Origin of the sequence: Algibacter agarivorans (assembly GCF_039543245.1) — a bacterium.
In the GTDB taxonomy this organism is placed as follows: Bacteria; Bacteroidota; Bacteroidia; order Flavobacteriales; family Flavobacteriaceae; genus Algibacter_G; species Algibacter_G agarivorans.
In genome coordinates, this window is record NZ_BAABJJ010000028.1 from 18,569 (window position 1) to 35,618 (window position 17,050).

At 34.6% G+C, this 17,050-nt stretch carries 15 protein-coding genes and 3 tRNA genes; 16 read left to right on the plus strand and 2 right to left on the minus strand.

Annotated elements, in window-relative coordinates; genetic code table 11:
* Nucleotides 1-96 precede the first annotated feature (96 nt).
* The 13 genes from ABD935_RS09045 to ABD935_RS09105 all read left to right on the plus strand — a co-directional run bounded on the left by ABD935_RS09045 (nucleotide 97) and on the right by ABD935_RS09105 (nucleotide 13,545).
* Nucleotides 97-169: transfer RNA gene (locus tag ABD935_RS09045), tRNA-Gly, on the plus strand.
* Nucleotides 170-239: 70 nt separating this feature from the next.
* Nucleotides 240-311: transfer RNA gene (locus ABD935_RS09050), tRNA-Thr, on the plus strand.
* Between the two features lie 72 nt (nucleotides 312-383).
* Complete coding sequence (gene tuf, locus ABD935_RS09055; RefSeq protein ID WP_345191573.1) at nucleotides 384-1,571, plus strand: elongation factor Tu; 1,188 nt, start codon at nucleotides 384-386, stop codon at nucleotides 1,569-1,571.
* A gap of 65 nt (nucleotides 1,572-1,636) precedes the next feature.
* Nucleotides 1,637-1,709: transfer RNA gene (locus ABD935_RS09060), tRNA-Trp, on the plus strand.
* A 51-nt stretch (nucleotides 1,710-1,760) separates the two neighbouring features.
* Entirely contained in the window at nucleotides 1,761-1,958 is a 198-nt protein-coding gene (secE, locus tag ABD935_RS09065) for a preprotein translocase subunit SecE (protein WP_345191574.1), read from the plus strand.
* 11 nt (nucleotides 1,959-1,969) lie between these two features.
* Nucleotides 1,970-2,524, plus strand: a complete 555-nt coding sequence (gene nusG, locus ABD935_RS09070; protein ID WP_345191575.1) for a transcription termination/antitermination protein NusG — start codon at nucleotides 1,970-1,972, stop codon at nucleotides 2,522-2,524.
* A 73-nt stretch (nucleotides 2,525-2,597) separates the two neighbouring features.
* Complete coding sequence (gene rplK / locus ABD935_RS09075) at nucleotides 2,598-3,035, plus strand: 50S ribosomal protein L11 (RefSeq protein ID WP_271559721.1); 438 nt, start codon at nucleotides 2,598-2,600, stop codon at nucleotides 3,033-3,035.
* 20 nt (nucleotides 3,036-3,055) lie between these two features.
* Nucleotides 3,056-3,745 carry a 50S ribosomal protein L1 gene (gene rplA / locus ABD935_RS09080; RefSeq protein WP_345191576.1) on the plus strand — a complete coding sequence of 230 codons (690 nt, stop codon included), beginning with the start codon at nucleotides 3,056-3,058 and terminating at the stop codon, nucleotides 3,743-3,745.
* Nucleotides 3,746-3,765: 20 nt separating this feature from the next.
* Complete coding sequence (rplJ, locus tag ABD935_RS09085) at nucleotides 3,766-4,287, plus strand: 50S ribosomal protein L10 (RefSeq protein WP_345191577.1); 522 nt, start codon at nucleotides 3,766-3,768, stop codon at nucleotides 4,285-4,287.
* A 65-nt stretch (nucleotides 4,288-4,352) separates the two neighbouring features.
* Nucleotides 4,353-4,727, plus strand: coding sequence for a 50S ribosomal protein L7/L12 (gene rplL / locus ABD935_RS09090; RefSeq protein ID WP_300248778.1), 375 nt, complete (start codon nucleotides 4,353-4,355; stop codon nucleotides 4,725-4,727).
* Nucleotides 4,728-4,914: 187 nt separating this feature from the next.
* Nucleotides 4,915-8,727 carry a DNA-directed RNA polymerase subunit beta gene (rpoB, locus tag ABD935_RS09095; protein WP_345191578.1) on the plus strand — a complete coding sequence of 1,271 codons (3,813 nt, stop codon included), beginning with the start codon at nucleotides 4,915-4,917 and terminating at the stop codon, nucleotides 8,725-8,727.
* 83 nt (nucleotides 8,728-8,810) lie between these two features.
* Nucleotides 8,811-13,112, plus strand: coding sequence for a DNA-directed RNA polymerase subunit beta' (rpoC, locus tag ABD935_RS09100; protein WP_345191580.1), 4,302 nt, complete (start codon nucleotides 8,811-8,813; stop codon nucleotides 13,110-13,112).
* Nucleotides 13,113-13,227: 115 nt separating this feature from the next.
* Nucleotides 13,228-13,545: a DUF3467 domain-containing protein gene (locus ABD935_RS09105; protein ID WP_345191581.1), complete on the plus strand. Its 318-nt coding sequence runs from the start codon at nucleotides 13,228-13,230 to the stop codon at nucleotides 13,543-13,545.
* A 76-nt stretch (nucleotides 13,546-13,621) separates the two neighbouring features.
* Here the strand turns inward: ABD935_RS09105 and ABD935_RS09110 are convergent, their stop codons facing one another.
* Nucleotides 13,622-13,849 (minus strand): (4Fe-4S)-binding protein, encoded by a 228-nt coding sequence (locus ABD935_RS09110; RefSeq protein WP_345191582.1) that lies wholly within the window; start codon nucleotides 13,847-13,849, stop codon nucleotides 13,622-13,624.
* Nucleotides 13,850-13,969: 120 nt separating this feature from the next.
* Nucleotides 13,970-15,559 (minus strand): peptide chain release factor 3, encoded by a 1,590-nt coding sequence (locus ABD935_RS09115; RefSeq protein ID WP_345191583.1) that lies wholly within the window; start codon nucleotides 15,557-15,559, stop codon nucleotides 13,970-13,972.
* A gap of 218 nt (nucleotides 15,560-15,777) precedes the next feature.
* Between ABD935_RS09115 and idi the strand changes: the two genes are divergently transcribed.
* The 3 genes from idi to ABD935_RS09130 are packed head-to-tail and all read left to right on the plus strand — an operon-like array spanning nucleotide 15,778 to nucleotide 17,018.
* Complete coding sequence (gene idi / locus ABD935_RS09120; RefSeq protein ID WP_345191584.1) at nucleotides 15,778-16,302, plus strand: isopentenyl-diphosphate Delta-isomerase; 525 nt, start codon at nucleotides 15,778-15,780, stop codon at nucleotides 16,300-16,302.
* Nucleotides 16,302-16,712, plus strand: coding sequence for a 6-pyruvoyl trahydropterin synthase family protein (locus ABD935_RS09125; RefSeq protein WP_345191585.1), 411 nt, complete (start codon nucleotides 16,302-16,304; stop codon nucleotides 16,710-16,712). The genes idi and ABD935_RS09125 overlap by 1 nt, the downstream gene beginning before the upstream one ends.
* A gap of 36 nt (nucleotides 16,713-16,748) precedes the next feature.
* Nucleotides 16,749-17,018, plus strand: coding sequence for a hypothetical protein (locus ABD935_RS09130; RefSeq protein WP_345191586.1), 270 nt, complete (start codon nucleotides 16,749-16,751; stop codon nucleotides 17,016-17,018).
* Nucleotides 17,019-17,050 lie beyond the last annotated feature (32 nt).

Genomic DNA, 17,050 nt, shown 5'->3' on the forward strand with positions numbered 1-17,050 from the left:
TTAAAATATTGAAAATACCTTTTGAAGGTTTTGATTTTTTTTAATTGTTTATCTCTTTGGGATTTGGGATTTTGAATTTGAAATTTTTGAAGAATTGCGAGAGTAGCTCAGTTGGTAGAGCGTCAGCCTTCCAAGCTGAATGTCGCCGGTTCGAACCCGGTCTCTCGCTCAATTAATTTACGAGTTACATGGTGCGGTTTGCGAATCGTAATTCAAAAATCGGCAATCGTAAGTGAAATGCCGGTGTAGCTCAGGGGTAGAGCGTTTCCTTGGTAAGGAAGAGGTCACGAGTTCAAATCTCGTCATTGGCTCTATATTAAGAGTATAAAAAACAGAATACACTAATATTATTATATAACTAAGATTAAAATTATTTTAAAAACATGGCAAAGGCAACTTTCGATCGTTCAAAACCACACTTAAACATTGGTACAATTGGACACGTAGATCACGGTAAAACAACTTTAACTGCTGCTATTACTAAAGTATTAGCTGATGCAGGTTATTCTGAAGCAAGATCATTTGATCAAATTGATAATGCACCAGAAGAAAAAGAAAGAGGTATAACAATTAATACATCTCACGTAGAGTATGCAACAGCTAATCGTCATTACGCTCACGTTGACTGTCCAGGTCACGCGGATTACGTAAAGAACATGGTAACTGGTGCTGCACAAATGGATGGTGCTATTTTAGTAGTTGCGGCTACGGATGGTCCAATGCCACAAACACGTGAGCATATCTTATTAGGGCGTCAGGTAGGAATTCCTCGTATGGTTGTATTCATGAATAAAGTGGATATGGTTGATGACGAAGAGTTAATCGAATTGGTAGACATGGAAGTAAGAGACTTATTGTCTTTCTATGAGTACGATGGAGATAATGGCCCTGTAATTGCTGGTTCTGCTTTAGGTGCGCTTAACGGTGAGAAAAAATGGGTAGATACAGTTTTAGAATTAATGGAAGCTGTTGATGCATGGATTGAAGAGCCATTAAGAGAAGTTGATAAGCCTTTCTTAATGCCTATCGAAGATGTATTCTCTATTACAGGTCGTGGTACTGTTGCAACTGGTCGTATTGAAACTGGTATTGCAAACACTGGAGATCCTGTAGAAATTATTGGTATGGGTGCTGAGAAATTAACATCTACTATTACAGGTATCGAAATGTTCCGTCAAATATTAGATAGAGGTGAAGCTGGAGATAATGCTGGTATCTTATTAAGAGGTATTGAGAAATCTCAAATCTCTAGAGGTATGGTAATCTGTAAGCCAGGTTCTGTAACACCACATGCTAAATTTAAAGCTGAGGTTTATGTCTTGAAAAAAGAAGAAGGTGGACGTCATACTCCGTTCCATAACAACTACCGTCCACAGTTCTACGTTCGTACAACTGATGTAACTGGAAACATTGTGCTTCCTGATGGTGTTGAAATGGTTATGCCTGGAGATAACTTAACTATTACTGTTGATTTAATTCAACCAATTGCAATGAATGTAGGTTTGCGTTTTGCAATCCGTGAAGGTGGTAGAACAGTTGGTGCAGGTCAGGTAACTGAGATATTAGACTAATACAGTTTAAATAAAATAGTAAGCTAAGGTATTCCATTTTTTATGGAATACCTTGACTTATGTTTACGGGCGTAGCTCAGTTGGTAGAGCACTGGTCTCCAAAACCAGGTGTCGGGAGTTCGAGTCTCTCCGCCCGTGCAATACAAAATTGAGTAGTATTTCAATTTAGATTTTAAAGAAAATAACAACATGGCTGGAATTGTAAATTATATAAAAGAATCATTCGGAGAACTAAAAAACAACGTTGCATGGCCTACTTGGGCAGAGGCGCAGAGTTTAACAGTTTTAGTTGCTGTATTCTCTATTATATTCTCACTTGCTATTTGGGGTGTAGATACAGTATTCAGTAAAGTTATAGCAGCTTACTTTCAATGGATTAACGTTTAAAAAGAAATTTTATGTCTGAGGTAAGTGAAAAAAAATGGTATGTTGTTCGTGCTGTAAGTGGTCAAGAAAACAAAATCAAAGCCTATATTGAGAGAGAAATCGAACGTTTGGGTTTACAAGATTATGTTGATCAAGTATTAGTGCCAACAGAACGTGTGATACAAATCCGTAACGGGAAAAAGGTACATAAAGAAAAAGTGTTTTTTCCAGGCTATATAATGGTGCAAGCCAATTTAACTGGAGAGGTTCCTCATATTATTAGATCGGTTACTAATGTTATCGGATTTTTAGGTGAAACTAAAGGTGGTGATCCTGTGCCGTTAAGACAGTCTGAAGTTAACAGAATGTTAGGTAAGGTTGACGAATTATCTGTAGAAGAAAGTGCTAATGTAGCCATTCCTTTTACAAAAGGTGAAACAGTTAAAGTTATTGATGGTCCTTTTAATGGATTTGATGGAACGATTGAAAAAATTAATGAAGAGAAGCGTAAACTTGAAGTAATGGTTAAGATTTTCGGAAGAAAAACACCATTAGAATTAAGTTATATGCAAGTAGAAAAAGTATAATAGTGTTACATTAGATAGATGAGTCTTTCGCTTCCAAATGAGAGATAACATCAAAAAATTAAATTATTAAAAAATGGCAAAAGAATTAGGTAAAGTAGTTAAGTTACAAGTTCGGGGAGGTGCTGCGAATCCATCGCCACCGGTTGGACCCGCTTTAGGAGCTGCAGGTGTTAACATCATGGAGTTCTGTAAGCAATTCAATGCCAGAACCCAAGATAAACCAGGTAAAGTATTACCAGTGGTTATATCTGTTTACAAAGACAAATCATTTGACTTTGTAATCAAAACTCCACCAGCAGCAGTTCAATTATTGGAATCTGCAAAAGTGAAGAAGGGATCTGGAGAGCCAAACCGAAAAAAAGTAGCTAAAGTATCTTGGGATCAGGTTAAAACCATCGCAGAAGACAAAATGGTAGATTTAAATGCATTTACTATAGAGTCTGCTATGAAAATGGTTGCTGGTACAGCAAGATCGATGGGAATAACTGTAACAGGAAAATTTCCTTCTTAATCTATTAAAGACATTAGAAAATGGCAAGATTAACAAAAAAGCAAAAAGAGGCTTTAGCAAAAATTGAAAAAGGTAAAATCTATTCTGTTGATGAAGCATCAGCATTAATAAAAGAGATTACCAATACTAAGTTCGACGCATCAGTTGATTTAGCAGTGCGTTTAGGAGTAGATCCACGTAAAGCTAATCAAATGGTAAGAGGTGTGGTTTCATTACCACATGGTACTGGTAAAGATATGAAAGTATTAGCATTAGTAACACCAGATAAAGAAGCCGAAGCTAAAGAAGCTGGAGCAGATTACGTTGGTTTAGACGAGTATCTTGATAAAATCAAGAGTGGTTGGACAGACGTTGATGTTATTATTACTATGCCAAGTGTTATGGGTAAATTAGGTCCTTTAGGACGTGTGTTAGGCCCTCGTGGTTTAATGCCTAACCCAAAAACTGGTACGGTAACTATGGATGTTGCTAAAGCTGTAACAGAGGTAAAAGCTGGTAAAATTGACTTTAAAGTTGATAAAACTGGTATTGTACACGCTGCTATTGGAAAAGCATCATTTAGTGCTGATAAAATTGCAGGAAATGCAAATGAATTATTAACAACATTAATGAAACTAAAACCGACAACTGCAAAAGGAGTTTACGTAAAAAGCATATTTATGTCTTCTACAATGAGCCCAAGTATTGCTGTTGATCCTAAAATTGGTTAATTAAGTTAAAACTTTAAATTATGACAAGAGAAGAAAAATCACAAGTAATTGAGGACTTAACTGCAGAATTAGCTAATAATGCAAATATCTACCTAGCAGATATTTCAGGATTAAACGCAGGTACAACCTCAAATTTACGTCGTGCTGCTTTTAAAGCAAACGTAAAAATGGCAGTTGTTAAAAACACATTACTTGCAAAAGCAATGGAAGCTTCAGACAGAGAGTTTGGAGAGCTTCCAACAGTGCTTAAAGGAAATACATCTGTGATGTATTCCGAAACAGGTAATGTACCAGCTAAGTTGATAAAAACGTTCCGTAAAAAATCTGACAAACCTTTATTAAAAGGCGCGTTTATTGAGGAAGCTGTTTATATTGGCGATGAGCAATTAGACATGTTAGTAGATATCAAATCTAAAGAAGAATTGATTGGAGAGATTGTTGGACTATTACAATCGCCTGCTAAAAATGTTATTTCTGCACTTAAATCAAGTGGAGGAACTATAGCTGGAATTCTTAAAACACTATCTGAAAAAGAAGGATAGTAGTATTAAATAGTACGCACTTTATTACAAATATATTATTACAAAATTATTAAAACGATAGAAAAATGGCAGATTTAAAAGATTTCGCAGAACAATTAGTTAACCTTACTGTAAAAGAGGTAAATGAGTTAGCAACTATATTAAAAGATGAGTATGGTATCGAGCCTGCTGCTGCTGCTGCAGTTGCTGTGGCTGGTCCTGCTGGAGGTGGAGAAGCTGAAGAAGCTCAAACTGAATTTGATGTTATTTTAAAAGCAGCAGGTGGTTCTAAATTAGCTGTTGTAAAATTAGTTAAAGAATTAACTGGTTTAGGTTTAAAAGAAGCTAAAGGTTTAGTTGATGATGCACCAAGTGCAATCAAAGAAGCTGTAACTAAAGATGAAGCTGAGGCTTTAAAAGCATCTTTAGAAGAAGCTGGAGCTGAGGTTGAGTTAAAGTAAGCTTAACAACTCAAAAACATAAAGGTTTAGGTCTGGAGCATGTGCTATCAGACCTAGACCATTTTGCGTATAATATATGTACGCTAAATGTATTAGAAAACAACTCATAATAATTGACTTGTTTTTTGCAGTTTAATTAGTGTTTTAAAGCACTATCATTATTTTTTAATCATAATTCCGTCCATTGATGTTATCAACACAAGCTGAAAGATTAAATTTCTCGTCTATTGTAAATAAGACAGATTATCCAGACTTTTTGGATATTCAGATTAAATCCTTCCAGGATTTTTTCCAATTAGAAACAAAATCTGAAGAAAGAGGTGATGAAGGTTTATATAATACCTTCATGGAAAACTTTCCAATTACAGATTCACGTAATCAATTCGTTTTAGAATTTTTAGATTACTTCGTAGATCCACCAAGATATGCTATTGAAGAGTGTATTGAAAGAGGACTTACCTATAGCGTTCCGCTAAAAGCAAGGTTAAAGTTATATTGTACCGACCCTGAACATGAGGATTTCGAGACCATTGTTCAAGATGTGTACTTAGGAACTATACCTTACATGACGCCTTCTGGTACGTTTTGTATCAACGGTGCAGAACGTGTTGTTGTATCTCAATTACACCGTTCACCTGGTGTTTTCTTTGGTCAATCTTTCCATGCCAATGGAACAAAGTTATATTCAGCAAGGGTGATACCATTCAAAGGATCTTGGATTGAGTTTGCTACAGACATCAATCAAGTAATGTATGCCTACATTGATAGAAAAAAGAAACTACCTGTTACAACGCTTTTCCGTGCTATCGGATTTGAGCGTGATAAAGATATTTTAGAGATTTTTGATTTAGCTGAAGAAGTTAAAGTATCGAAATCTGGACTAAAGAAATACGTAGGAAGAAAATTGGCCGCACGTGTGTTGAATACATGGCATGAAGATTTTGTTGATGAAGATACTGGTGAGGTTGTATCTATTGAGCGTAATGAAATTGTGCTTGATCGTGATACGGTTATAGATAAAGAAAATATTGAAGAAATTCTTGAAGCTGATGTAAAAACTATCCTTTTACATAAAGAAAGTGCAGAACAAGGTGATTATGCTATTATTCATAACACACTTCAAAAAGATCCAACAAACTCTGAAAAAGAGGCCGTTGAACATATTTATAGACAATTACGTAACGCTGAGCCGCCGGATGAGGAAACAGCACGTGGTATCATAGATAAATTATTCTTTTCTGACCAACGATACTCTTTAGGGGAAGTTGGACGTTACAGAATGAACAAAAAATTACAGTTAGATATCGGAATGGATAAGCAAGTGCTTACCAAAGAAGATATTATAACGATTATAAAATATTTAATCGAGCTTATCAATTCTAAAGCTGAGATTGATGATATTGATCACTTATCAAACCGTCGTGTACGTACTGTAGGTGAGCAATTATCATCTCAATTTGGTGTTGGTTTAGCACGTATGGCACGTACTATTCGTGAACGTATGAACGTTCGTGATAACGAGGTGTTTACTCCAATCGATTTAATTAATGCTAAGACATTATCGTCAGTAATTAATTCATTTTTTGGAACAAACCAGTTGTCTCAATTTATGGATCAAACCAATCCACTAGCCGAAATCACGCATAAGCGTCGTTTGTCAGCTCTTGGGCCTGGAGGTCTATCAAGAGAAAGAGCAGGTTTTGAAGTACGTGATGTTCACTATACACACTACGGACGTTTATGTCCTATTGAAACTCCTGAGGGACCAAATATTGGTTTAATTTCTTCACTTTCAGTTTTTGCTAAAGTGAATTCTATGGGATTCATTGAAACCCCTTATAGAAAAGTAACCGATGGTGTCGTTGATATTAAGAACGCACCAATATATTTAAGTGCTGAAGAAGAGGAAGATAAACTAATCGCTCAAGCAACCGTTGAAGTTGATGACAACGGAAAGATTTTACATGAAAAGGTAATTGCTAGAATGGAAGGTGACTTCCCAGTAATTGATCCAGCAGGATTACATTATACTGATGTAGCGCCAAATCAAATATCATCTATTTCGGCATCATTAATTCCATTTTTAGAGCATGATGATGCGAATAGAGCCTTGATGGGATCAAACATGATGCGTCAAGCTGTACCATTATTATTGCCTCAAGCGCCAATAGTTGGTACAGGTCTAGAACGTCAAGTAGCATCAGATTCCCGTGTTTTAATTAATGCGGAAGGAAATGGTGAAGTACTTTACGTAGATGCCAATGAAATTAAAATTAGATACGACCGTACAGAGGATGAAGCTAAAGTAAGTTTTGATAGTGATATTAAAACATATCAATTAGTGAAATTCAGAAAAACAAACCAAGGGACTTCGATCAATCTTAAACCAATTGTGGTTAAAGGAAATAAAGTTACTAAAGGTCAAGTTTTATGTGAAGGTTATGCCACTCAAAAAGGAGAGCTTGCTTTAGGTAGAAATATGAAAGTAGCCTTCATGCCTTGGAAAGGGTATAACTTTGAGGATGCTATTGTAATTTCTGAGAAAGTAGTACGTGAAGATATCTTTACATCTATTCATATTGATGAGTATTCTCTTGATGTAAGAGATACTAAATTAGGTAATGAAGAATTAACCAATGATATTCCTAATGTTTCAGAAGAAGCTACTAAAGATTTAGATGAAAACGGAATGATTCGTGTTGGTGCCGAGGTTAAACCTGGCGATATCCTAATTGGTAAAATTACACCTAAGGGAGAATCTGATCCAACACCAGAAGAAAAGTTATTACGTGCCATTTTTGGAGATAAAGCTGGTGATGTAAAAGATGCGTCTTTAAAAGCGTCTCCGTCATTACACGGTGTTGTAATCGAAAAGAAATTGTTCGCAAGAGCTGTAAAAGATAAGCGTAAAAGAGCTCAGGATAAAGATGATATTCTAGCTTTAGAAGCTCAATATGATAGAAAGTTTGATGATTTAAAAGATGTTTTAATCGAAAAGCTTTTTGCTATTGTAAATGGAAAAACTGCTCAAGGTATTTTTAACGATTTAGGTGAAGAAGTATTACCAAAAGGTAAAAAATTCACACTTAAGATGTTAAATGCTGTTGATGATTATGCGCATTTAGTATCTGGAAAATGGACTACTGATGAGCATACCAATAATTTGGTTGCTGATTTAATTCACAATTACAAAATTAAAGAGAACGATTTACAAGGATCGTTGCGCCGAGAGAAGTTTACCATTTCTGTAGGTGATGAGTTACCGGCAGGAATTATCAAACTCGCTAAAGTTTACATTGCTAAGAAACGTAAACTTAAAGTGGGTGATAAAATGGCAGGACGTCACGGTAATAAAGGTATTGTGGCTCGTATTGTTCGTCAAGAAGATATGCCTTTCTTAGAAGATGGAACGCCTGTTGATATTGTATTAAACCCACTTGGTGTACCGTCTCGTATGAATATCGGTCAGATTTATGAAACAGTTCTTGGATGGGCTGGTCAAAAATTAGATCGTACTTATGCAACTCCAATTTTTGATGGAGCAACTATAGATCAAATCAACGAGTTTACAGATGAAGCTGGAATTCCAAGATACGGACATACTTATTTATACGATGGTGGAACAGGAAAGCGTTTTGATCAACCAGCAACTGTTGGTGTGATTTACATGCTGAAACTTGGTCACATGGTTGATGATAAAATGCACGCACGTTCTATTGGACCTTACTCATTAATCACACAACAACCTCTTGGTGGTAAAGCACAATTTGGTGGTCAGCGTTTTGGTGAGATGGAAGTTTGGGCACTTGAAGCTTATGGAGCATCAAGTACTCTACGTGAGATTTTAACTGTAAAATCTGATGATGTAATTGGTAGAGCCAAAACTTACGAAGCAATCGTAAAAGGTGAACCAATGCCAGATCCAGGATTACCAGAATCATTCAACGTACTTATGCACGAATTGAAAGGTTTAGGTTTGGATATCAGATTAGAGGAGTAAAAAATAGTTGGCAGTCACCGTGTCCAGTTAGCAGTTTATGCTAGATACTGAATACTTAGGCTGAGACTGAAAAGTTAAGAAAAATGGCAAGAAAACAAGATAAGCATACAGTAAAGAGATTTAATAAAATCTCCATTGGTTTAGCGTCACCAGAGTCTATTTTAGCAGAGTCTAGAGGTGAGGTTTTAAAACCAGAAACTATCAATTATCGAACTCACAAACCAGAACGTGATGGTTTGTTCTGTGAGCGTATTTTTGGTCCTGTAAAGGATTACGAATGTGCTTGTGGTAAATATAAAAGAATCCGTTATAAAGGTATTGTCTGCGACCGTTGTGGTGTAGAAGTAACCGAAAAGAAAGTACGTCGTGATAGAGTAGGGCACATCAACCTTGTTGTACCTGTTGCTCACATTTGGTACTTCCGTTCATTACCAAACAAAATAGGTTATTTATTAGGATTACCTTCTAAGAAATTAGATATGATAATTTACTACGAACGTTACGTAGTAATTCAACCAGGTAATGCCAAAAATGAAGAAGGTGAACCATTACAAAAAATGGACTTCTTAACCGAAGAAGAATACTTAAATATTCTTGAAGCACTTCCGCAAGACAATCAGTATTTAGATGATGAAGACCCAAACAAGTTTTTAGCCAAAATGGGTGCTGAATGTTTAATTGATTTATTAGCAAGAATAGATTTACAAGCTTTGTCTTATGAATTACGTCATAAAGCAAACACAGAAACATCTAAACAACGTAAAACGGAAGCTTTAAAGCGTTTGCAAGTTGTTGAAGCATTACGTGAATCTAACAATAACAGAGAAAATCGTCCAGAATGGATGATTATGAAAGTTGTGCCAATCATTCCACCAGAATTACGTCCTTTAGTACCGTTAGATGGTGGCCGTTTCGCAACGTCTGATTTAAATGATTTATATCGTCGTGTCATTATCAGAAACAACCGTTTAAAAAGACTAGTTGAGATAAAAGCACCAGAAGTTATTTTGCGTAATGAAAAACGTATGTTACAAGAATCTGTTGATTCATTGTTTGATAACACACGTAAATCTTCTGCTGTAAAAACAGATTCTAACAGACCATTAAAATCATTATCAGATTCACTTAAAGGTAAGCAAGGGCGTTTCCGTCAAAACTTACTTGGTAAGCGTGTTGATTATTCTGCACGTTCGGTAATTGTTGTTGGACCAGAATTAAAATTATTTGAATGTGGATTGCCTAAAAATATGGCAGCTGAATTATACAAACCTTTCGTAATTAGAAAATTAATTGAAAGAGGTATTGTAAAAACAGTAAAATCTGCAAAGAAAATTATAGATAAAAGAGAGCCAGTGGTTTGGGATATCTTGGAAAATGTTCTTAAAGGACATCCAGTACTACTTAACCGTGCTCCTACACTACACAGGTTGGGTATACAAGCTTTCCAACCAAAATTAATTGAAGGGAAAGCCATCCAGTTGCACCCATTAGTGTGTACAGCATTTAACGCAGATTTTGATGGTGACCAAATGGCGGTACATTTACCACTTGGGCCAGAAGCTATTTTAGAATGTCAATTATTAATGTTGGCATCTCATAATATCTTAAATCCAGCAAATGGTTCACCAGTTACAGTACCTTCTCAGGATATGGTTCTTGGTCTGTATTATATGACTAAGTTACGTAAATCTACTCCAGAAGTGCCAATTCAAGGTGAAGGATTAACGTTCTATTCTCCAGAGGAAGTTGAAATAGCCTTCAATGAGCAAAGAGTAGATTTAAATGCAGGGATTAAAGTAAGAACCATTGATATTAACGAAGATGGTAAACTTGCTCCTATGATTATTGAAACAACAGTAGGGCGTGTGTTATTTAATCAAAATGTACCGCAAGCAGCAGGATATATTAATGAAGTATTGACTAAAAAGTCATTAAGAGATATTATTGGTGATATTCTTAAAGTAACATCAGTTCCTGAAACAGCAGATTTCTTAGACGCAATTAGAACTTTAGGGTTTAAATTTGCATTCCAAGGCGGATTGTCATTCAGTTTAGGAGATATTATCATTCCGCCAGAAAAACAAGGCATGATTGATAAAGCCAATGGTTTAGTTGATGGTATTACAGGTAACTATAATATGGGACTTATTACCAACAACGAACGATATAACCAAGTTATTGATATCTGGACCTCAACAAATGCAGAATTGACCGAATTGTCAATGAAACGTATTCGTGAAGATCAACAAGGATTCAACTCGGTGTTTATGATGCTTGATTCTGGAGCTCGTGGATCTAAAGAACAGATTCGTCAGCTTACAGGTATGCGTGGATTAATGGCAAAACCTAAAAAATCTAATGCAGGTGGAGGAGAGATTATTGAAAACCCAATTCTTTCTAACTTTAAAGAAGGACTTTCAATTTTGGAATACTTTATTTCTACTCACGGTGCACGTAAAGGTCTTGCCGATACAGCACTTAAAACTGCCGATGCAGGTTATTTAACACGTCGTTTAGTAGATGTTTCTCAAGACGTTATAATCAATACAGAAGATTGTGGTACGCTTAGAGGTGTTGAAGTTGAACCATTGAAGAAAAATGATGAAGTTGTTGAAACTTTAGAAGAAAGAATCGTTGGTCGTGTATCATTAAATGATGTACATAATCCATTAACTGATGAGTTGTTAGTTTCAGCTGGTCAATTAATCGAAGATGATATTGCTAAAGCTATCCAATACTCTCCAATCGAGAGTGTAGAAGTACGTTCAGCATTAACTTGTGAAGCTTTAAAAGGTATTTGCTCTAAATGCTATGGACGTAACCTAGCTACTGGGAAAATGGTACAACGTGGTGAAGCTGTTGGTGTAGTTGCTGCACAGTCTATTGGTGAACCTGGTACACAGTTAACATTACGTACGTTCCACGTAGGTGGTATTGCTGGTAACATTTCTGAAGATAATAAATTGGCTGTTAAGTTTGATGGTATTGCAGAAATTGAAGATTTAAAAACAGTTAAAGGTCAAGATAATGAAGGTAATGATATTGATATCGTTATTTCTAGAACATCTGAACTTAAGCTAACAGACAAGAAAACAGGTATTGTTTTAAGTACAAATAATATTCCTTACGGGTCAACTATTAATGTTAAGAATGGCGATAAATTAAGTAAAGGTGATGTGATTTGTACTTGGGATCCCTATAACGGTGTAATTATTTCAGAATTTGCTGGTAAAGTGAGGTATGAAAACATTGAACAAGGGGTTACCTATCAAGTTGAAATTGATGAGCAAACTGGTTTCCAAGAAAAAGTGATTTCTGAATCTAGAAACAAAAAGCTTATTCCAACACTAATAATTGAAGATTCTAAAGGTGAAACTATACGTTCATATAATTTACCAGTAGGAGCTCACTTAATGATTGATGATGGTGAGAAAATTATTGTTGGTAAGATTTTAGTTAAGATTCCTCGTAAATCTGCAAAAGCAGGTGATATTACAGGAGGTTTACCACGTGTAACCGAGTTGTTTGAAGCTCGTAACCCATCTAATCCAGCAGTTGTAAGCGCTATTGATGGTGTGGTTTCTTTCGGAAAAATCAAAAGAGGTAACCGTGAGATTATAGTAGAATCTAAGTTAGGTGATGTTAAAAAATACTTAGTAAAGTTATCTAATCAAATTCTTGTACAAGAAAATGATTATGTAAAAGCAGGTATGCCTTTGTCTGATGGTTCTATTACGCCTAACGATATTTTAAATATCAAAGGCCCTTCAGCGGTTCAACAATACTTAGTTAACGAAGTACAAGAAGTATATCGTTTACAAGGTGTTAAAATTAATGATAAGCACTTTGAAGTTGTTGTAAGACAAATGATGCGTAAAGTTAGAATCATTGATTCTGGTGATACTATATTCTTAGAAGATCAATTGGCTCATAAAGCAGATTTCATTAAAGAAAATGATGATATCTTTGGAATGAAAGTTATTGAAGATGCAGGAGATTCAGTAAATCTTAAAGCAGGACAAATTATTTCGCCTCGTGATTTAAGAGATGAAAATTCTATATTACGTCGTGAAGATAAAAATCTTGTAGTAGCTAGAGATGCACAACCAGCAACGGCTACGCCAATACTACAAGGTATTACAAGAGCATCGCTTCAAACTAAGTCATTTATTTCTGCGGCATCGTTCCAGGAAACAACTAAAGTTCTTAATGAAGCAGCAGTAGCTGGTAAAGTTGATTCTTTAGAAGGCTTGAAAGAAAATGTAATTGTTGGACATAGAATTCCAGCAGGTACAGGTATGAGAACTTACAAAGACATTATTGTTGGCTCTAAAGAAGAGTTTGACGAAATGATGCAAGTAAAACAAGAATTAAATTATAATTAAATATTGTCTTCCCGCGCCTGCCTGCTGGTAGGCAGGAAGGCGGAAATCTATAAAACAAAAGCCTTCATGTAAATTAACTTGAAGGCTTTTTTAATTAAATTAAGTTATTAAGATTATGGCAGACGAAAAAGATAATAAAAAGCAAGGTCAAATTAATATTGAGCTTGATGAGAAGGTTGCAGAAGGGACATATTCCAACTTAGCAATAATAAATCATTCAGTTTCTGAATTTGTTGTTGACTTTGTAAACATTATGCCTGGAGTGCCAAAAAGCAAGGTTAAATCTCGAATAATACTAACGCCCCAACACGCTAAGCGTCTACTAAAAGCTTTAGCAGATAATGTCGCTAGATTTGAAAGCGCTCATGGAGAAATTAAAGATTATGAACAACCACCAATACCATTAAATTTTGGGCCAACGGGTCAAGCATAAAAAAAAAAAAGCCTTTGAAAATATTTTCAAAGGCTTTTTTTTATGGCAGATTTCACTAATACCAATTTGAATAATATTAAGCCACTTCTTTATTAGCGTAAAATTGTAATGCACCAGATGGGCATTTTTTTACCTGTTTTATTGTTTTTTCAGAAGAAGCGCCATCTAGGTCAACCCAAGGGATTACTGAATTTCTAAAAACATTGGAAAGTTCTTTGGCACAAGTTTCGGATTGAGTACATACACAAGGGTCGTAGGTTACAGTGATATCAGCATTGCTGAATTCTTTATCGCTAATTTTCATAGTTTAATCATTTTGGGGTTTATGATGTATTCCCTAAATTTAAAAATAGAGTAGTTAAGTGTTTAGAATACTCGTTAAAAAGACCTTTTGAACTTATTAATAAACGATATACATCTTGTTTTAATCAAATTCTGAAGTAAAGTGAAGTTTAATATTTGGATATTTTTGCTGTGTCATCTGTAATGAAAATGATGAATCAGCTAAAAACACAAGTTGATTTTGTTTGTCTTTAGCTAAAAAGCGTTGTTTAACTCTAATAAATTCTTTGTATTCGTCAGTTTTAGAGTTTTTAGGATCAACCCAACATGCTTTAAAAACATTTAGGTTTTCATAAGTACATTTTGCTCCGTACTCATGCTCTAATCTATATTGAATGACTTCATATTGAAGCGCTCCAACGGTACCGATTACTTTTCTGCCATTAAGTTCTAAAGTAAACAATTGGGCAACACCTTCATCCATGAGTTGGTCTACGCCTTTAGTTAGTTGTTTAGATTTTAAAGGGTCTGCATTGTTAATATATCTAAAATGTTCTGGCGAAAAACTAGGAACACCTTTATAGTTTAAAATTTCACCTTCGGTTAAAGTATCACCAATTTTAAAAGTTCCGGTGTCTTGTAAACCAACAATATCACCAGGGTAGGAGATATCCACTATTTCTTTCTTTTCAGCAAAAAAAGCATTAGGGCTGGAAAATTTTACTTTTTTATTATTCCTAACGTGTAAATAAGGTGCATTACGTTTAAATTCTCCAGAAACAATTTTAACAAAAGCTAAACGGTTTCTATGGTTAGGATCCATATTAGCATGTATTTTAAATACAAATCCTGTAAACTTATCTTCTTTTGGGTCAACCAAACGCTCTTCACTCTGTTTTGGTCTTGGTTTAGGAGCAATTTCAACAAAACAATCTAATAATTCCCTAACTCCAAAGTTATTTAAAGCAGAACCAAAGAACACAGGTTGTTGTTCTCCATTTAGATATTTAGCTTTATCAAATTCAGGATAAATGCCTTCAACAAGTTCAATTTCTTCACGTAAAGTATTGGCTGCTTTTTCTCCAACTAATTTATCTAATTCAGGAGAGGTCAAATCTGAAATCTCAATGGTTTCTTCAATATCTTTTCTGCTATCTCCACTAAAAAGGTTGAGGTTTTTCTCCCAAATATTATAAATACCCTTAAAATCATAACCCATACCTATCGGGAAACTTAGAGGCACCACTTTTAAGCCTAATTTTTGCTCAACTTCATCTAATAGATCAAAAGCATCTTTTCCCTCTCTATCCATTTTATTAATGAATACAATCATAGGGATATTTCGCATTCTACAAACTTCAACTAATTTTTCAGTTTGTTCCTCAACACCTTTTGCTACATCAATAACTACTATTACACTATCAACAGCAGTAAGGGTTCTAAAGGTGTCTTCTGCAAAATCTTTATGCCCAGGTGTATCAAGAATGTTTATTTTAATACCATCATATTCAAAAGCCAAAACAGAAGTAGCAACCGAAATACCACGTTGGCGCTCAATCTCCATAAAATCACTGGTAGCACCTTTCTTAATTTTATTACTTTTTACAGCTCCTGCTTCTTGTATAGCGCCACCAAAAAGAAGTAGTTTTTCTGTTAAAGTGGTTTTTCCAGCATCAGGGTGGGAAATGATACCAAAGGTTCGTCTGCGTTCTATTTCTTTTAAAAAACTCATAAATGTTTATACAAATGGGTTGCAAAGATACTATTAATAACTTCAATTAAAATACCCAATCTTAATGCTTTTATATTTATTAGAATGTAATTTAACAAGTTATAATTTTGTTTGTATTTTTGTTTAACTATGAAATGAGAAATAACATTAAGTTGATGCCAACCGATATGTTTATTGACGCATTACATCTGACCTAAATTGAAAATAGAAATTAACAGATGAAAGAAGAAAAAGTAATCCTTGTTAACGAAATGGATGAGCAAATTGGTTTAATGTCTAAAATGGAAGCACATGAAAAGGCATTGTTGCATCGTGCTTTTTCGGTTTTTGTTTTTAATGATAAAAACGAACTAATGTTGCAACAACGTGCGCTAAATAAATATCATTCACCAGGACTTTGGACGAATACCTGTTGTAGTCATCAAAGAGATGGCGAAACCAATATTCAAGCAGGGAGAAGGCGTTTACAAGAAGAAATGGGCTTTGTAGTAGATTTGAAAGAAACCATTTCATTTATTTATAAAGCACCTTTTGATAATGGTTTAACTGAGCATGAATATGATCATGTTATGTTAGGTAAATACAATAGTGAACCGGTTATTAATATAGATGAAGTTGCAAGTTGGAAATGGATGCCTTTGGAAGACGTAAAAGTTGATATATCATTACATCCTGAGTTATATACAGAATGGTTTAAAGTGATTTTTGATAAATTCTACGAACATATAAATATAGGAACTTAATGAAAGTAACAGTTAGTAGAAAAGCACATTTTAATGCAGCGCATCGGTTGTACAGAAAAGACTGGAGTTTCGAGAAAAACGACGCCATTTTTGGGAAATGTAATAATCCTAATTTTCATGGGCATAATTACGAATTGATTGTAAGTGTAACAGGTGAAATTGATAATGAAACTGGATATGTTATTGATATGAAAGTTTTAAAAGAAATTATAAAAAGTGAAGTTGAAGATGCTTTCGATCATAAAAATTTAAATGTTGAAGTCCTTGATTTTAAAGACTTAAACCCTACTGCTGAAAACATTGCGGTTATAATTTATAACAAGATAAAACCAAAAATTGATAAACAATTAGAGTTAGAAGTTACACTTTATGAAACTCCAAGAAATTTTGTAACCTATTCTGGGAAATAATTACTTATTTTTGTTGAAATTTTAAAAACACAAAAAATGGCAAATGTTAGAGACCTAAAAAAAGATATCAATTATGTTTTAGGCGATATTATAGAAGCAGTTTATGTTTGGGAATACTCGAATACAGACAAAGACACCAAGAAAAGTGAAGCAATTATTGATGAGGCAATTGAAACTTTTGATGAGTTAATAGTAAAGGTAAATGCTAAAAATGTTGATAATCCAAAAGCGCATTTTAAAGCTATCAATACTGAGTTAGAAACAAAAGGAAGAGCTTTAATTGAGAAAATTAATAAATTAGGATAAAATTTTTAGTGGAGAGCTTGCAAATATTATTT

Bases quoted from the DNA above. Each gene is read 5' to 3' on its own strand.
- tuf (WP_345191573.1), top strand. From the start codon at position 384: ATGGCAAAGGCAACTTTCGATCGTTCAAAACCACACTTAAACATTGGT.
- secE (WP_345191574.1), top strand. From the start codon at position 1,761: ATGGCTGGAATTGTAAATTATATAAAAGAATCATTCGGAGAACTAAAA.
- nusG (WP_345191575.1), top strand. From the start codon at position 1,970: ATGTCTGAGGTAAGTGAAAAAAAATGGTATGTTGTTCGTGCTGTAAGT.
- rplK (WP_271559721.1), top strand. From the start codon at position 2,598: ATGGCAAAAGAATTAGGTAAAGTAGTTAAGTTACAAGTTCGGGGAGGT.
- rplA (WP_345191576.1), top strand. From the start codon at position 3,056: ATGGCAAGATTAACAAAAAAGCAAAAAGAGGCTTTAGCAAAAATTGAA.
- rplJ (WP_345191577.1), top strand. From the start codon at position 3,766: ATGACAAGAGAAGAAAAATCACAAGTAATTGAGGACTTAACTGCAGAA.
- rplL (WP_300248778.1), top strand. From the start codon at position 4,353: ATGGCAGATTTAAAAGATTTCGCAGAACAATTAGTTAACCTTACTGTA.
- rpoB (WP_345191578.1), top strand. From the start codon at position 4,915: ATGTTATCAACACAAGCTGAAAGATTAAATTTCTCGTCTATTGTAAAT.
- rpoC (WP_345191580.1), top strand. From the start codon at position 8,811: ATGGCAAGAAAACAAGATAAGCATACAGTAAAGAGATTTAATAAAATC.
- ABD935_RS09105 (WP_345191581.1), top strand. From the start codon at position 13,228: ATGGCAGACGAAAAAGATAATAAAAAGCAAGGTCAAATTAATATTGAG.
- ABD935_RS09110 (WP_345191582.1), bottom strand. From the start codon at position 13,849: ATGAAAATTAGCGATAAAGAATTCAGCAATGCTGATATCACTGTAACC.
- ABD935_RS09115 (WP_345191583.1), bottom strand. From the start codon at position 15,559: ATGAGTTTTTTAAAAGAAATAGAACGCAGACGAACCTTTGGTATCATT.
- idi (WP_345191584.1), top strand. From the start codon at position 15,778: ATGAAAGAAGAAAAAGTAATCCTTGTTAACGAAATGGATGAGCAAATT.
- ABD935_RS09125 (WP_345191585.1), top strand. From the start codon at position 16,302: ATGAAAGTAACAGTTAGTAGAAAAGCACATTTTAATGCAGCGCATCGG.
- ABD935_RS09130 (WP_345191586.1), top strand. From the start codon at position 16,749: ATGGCAAATGTTAGAGACCTAAAAAAAGATATCAATTATGTTTTAGGC.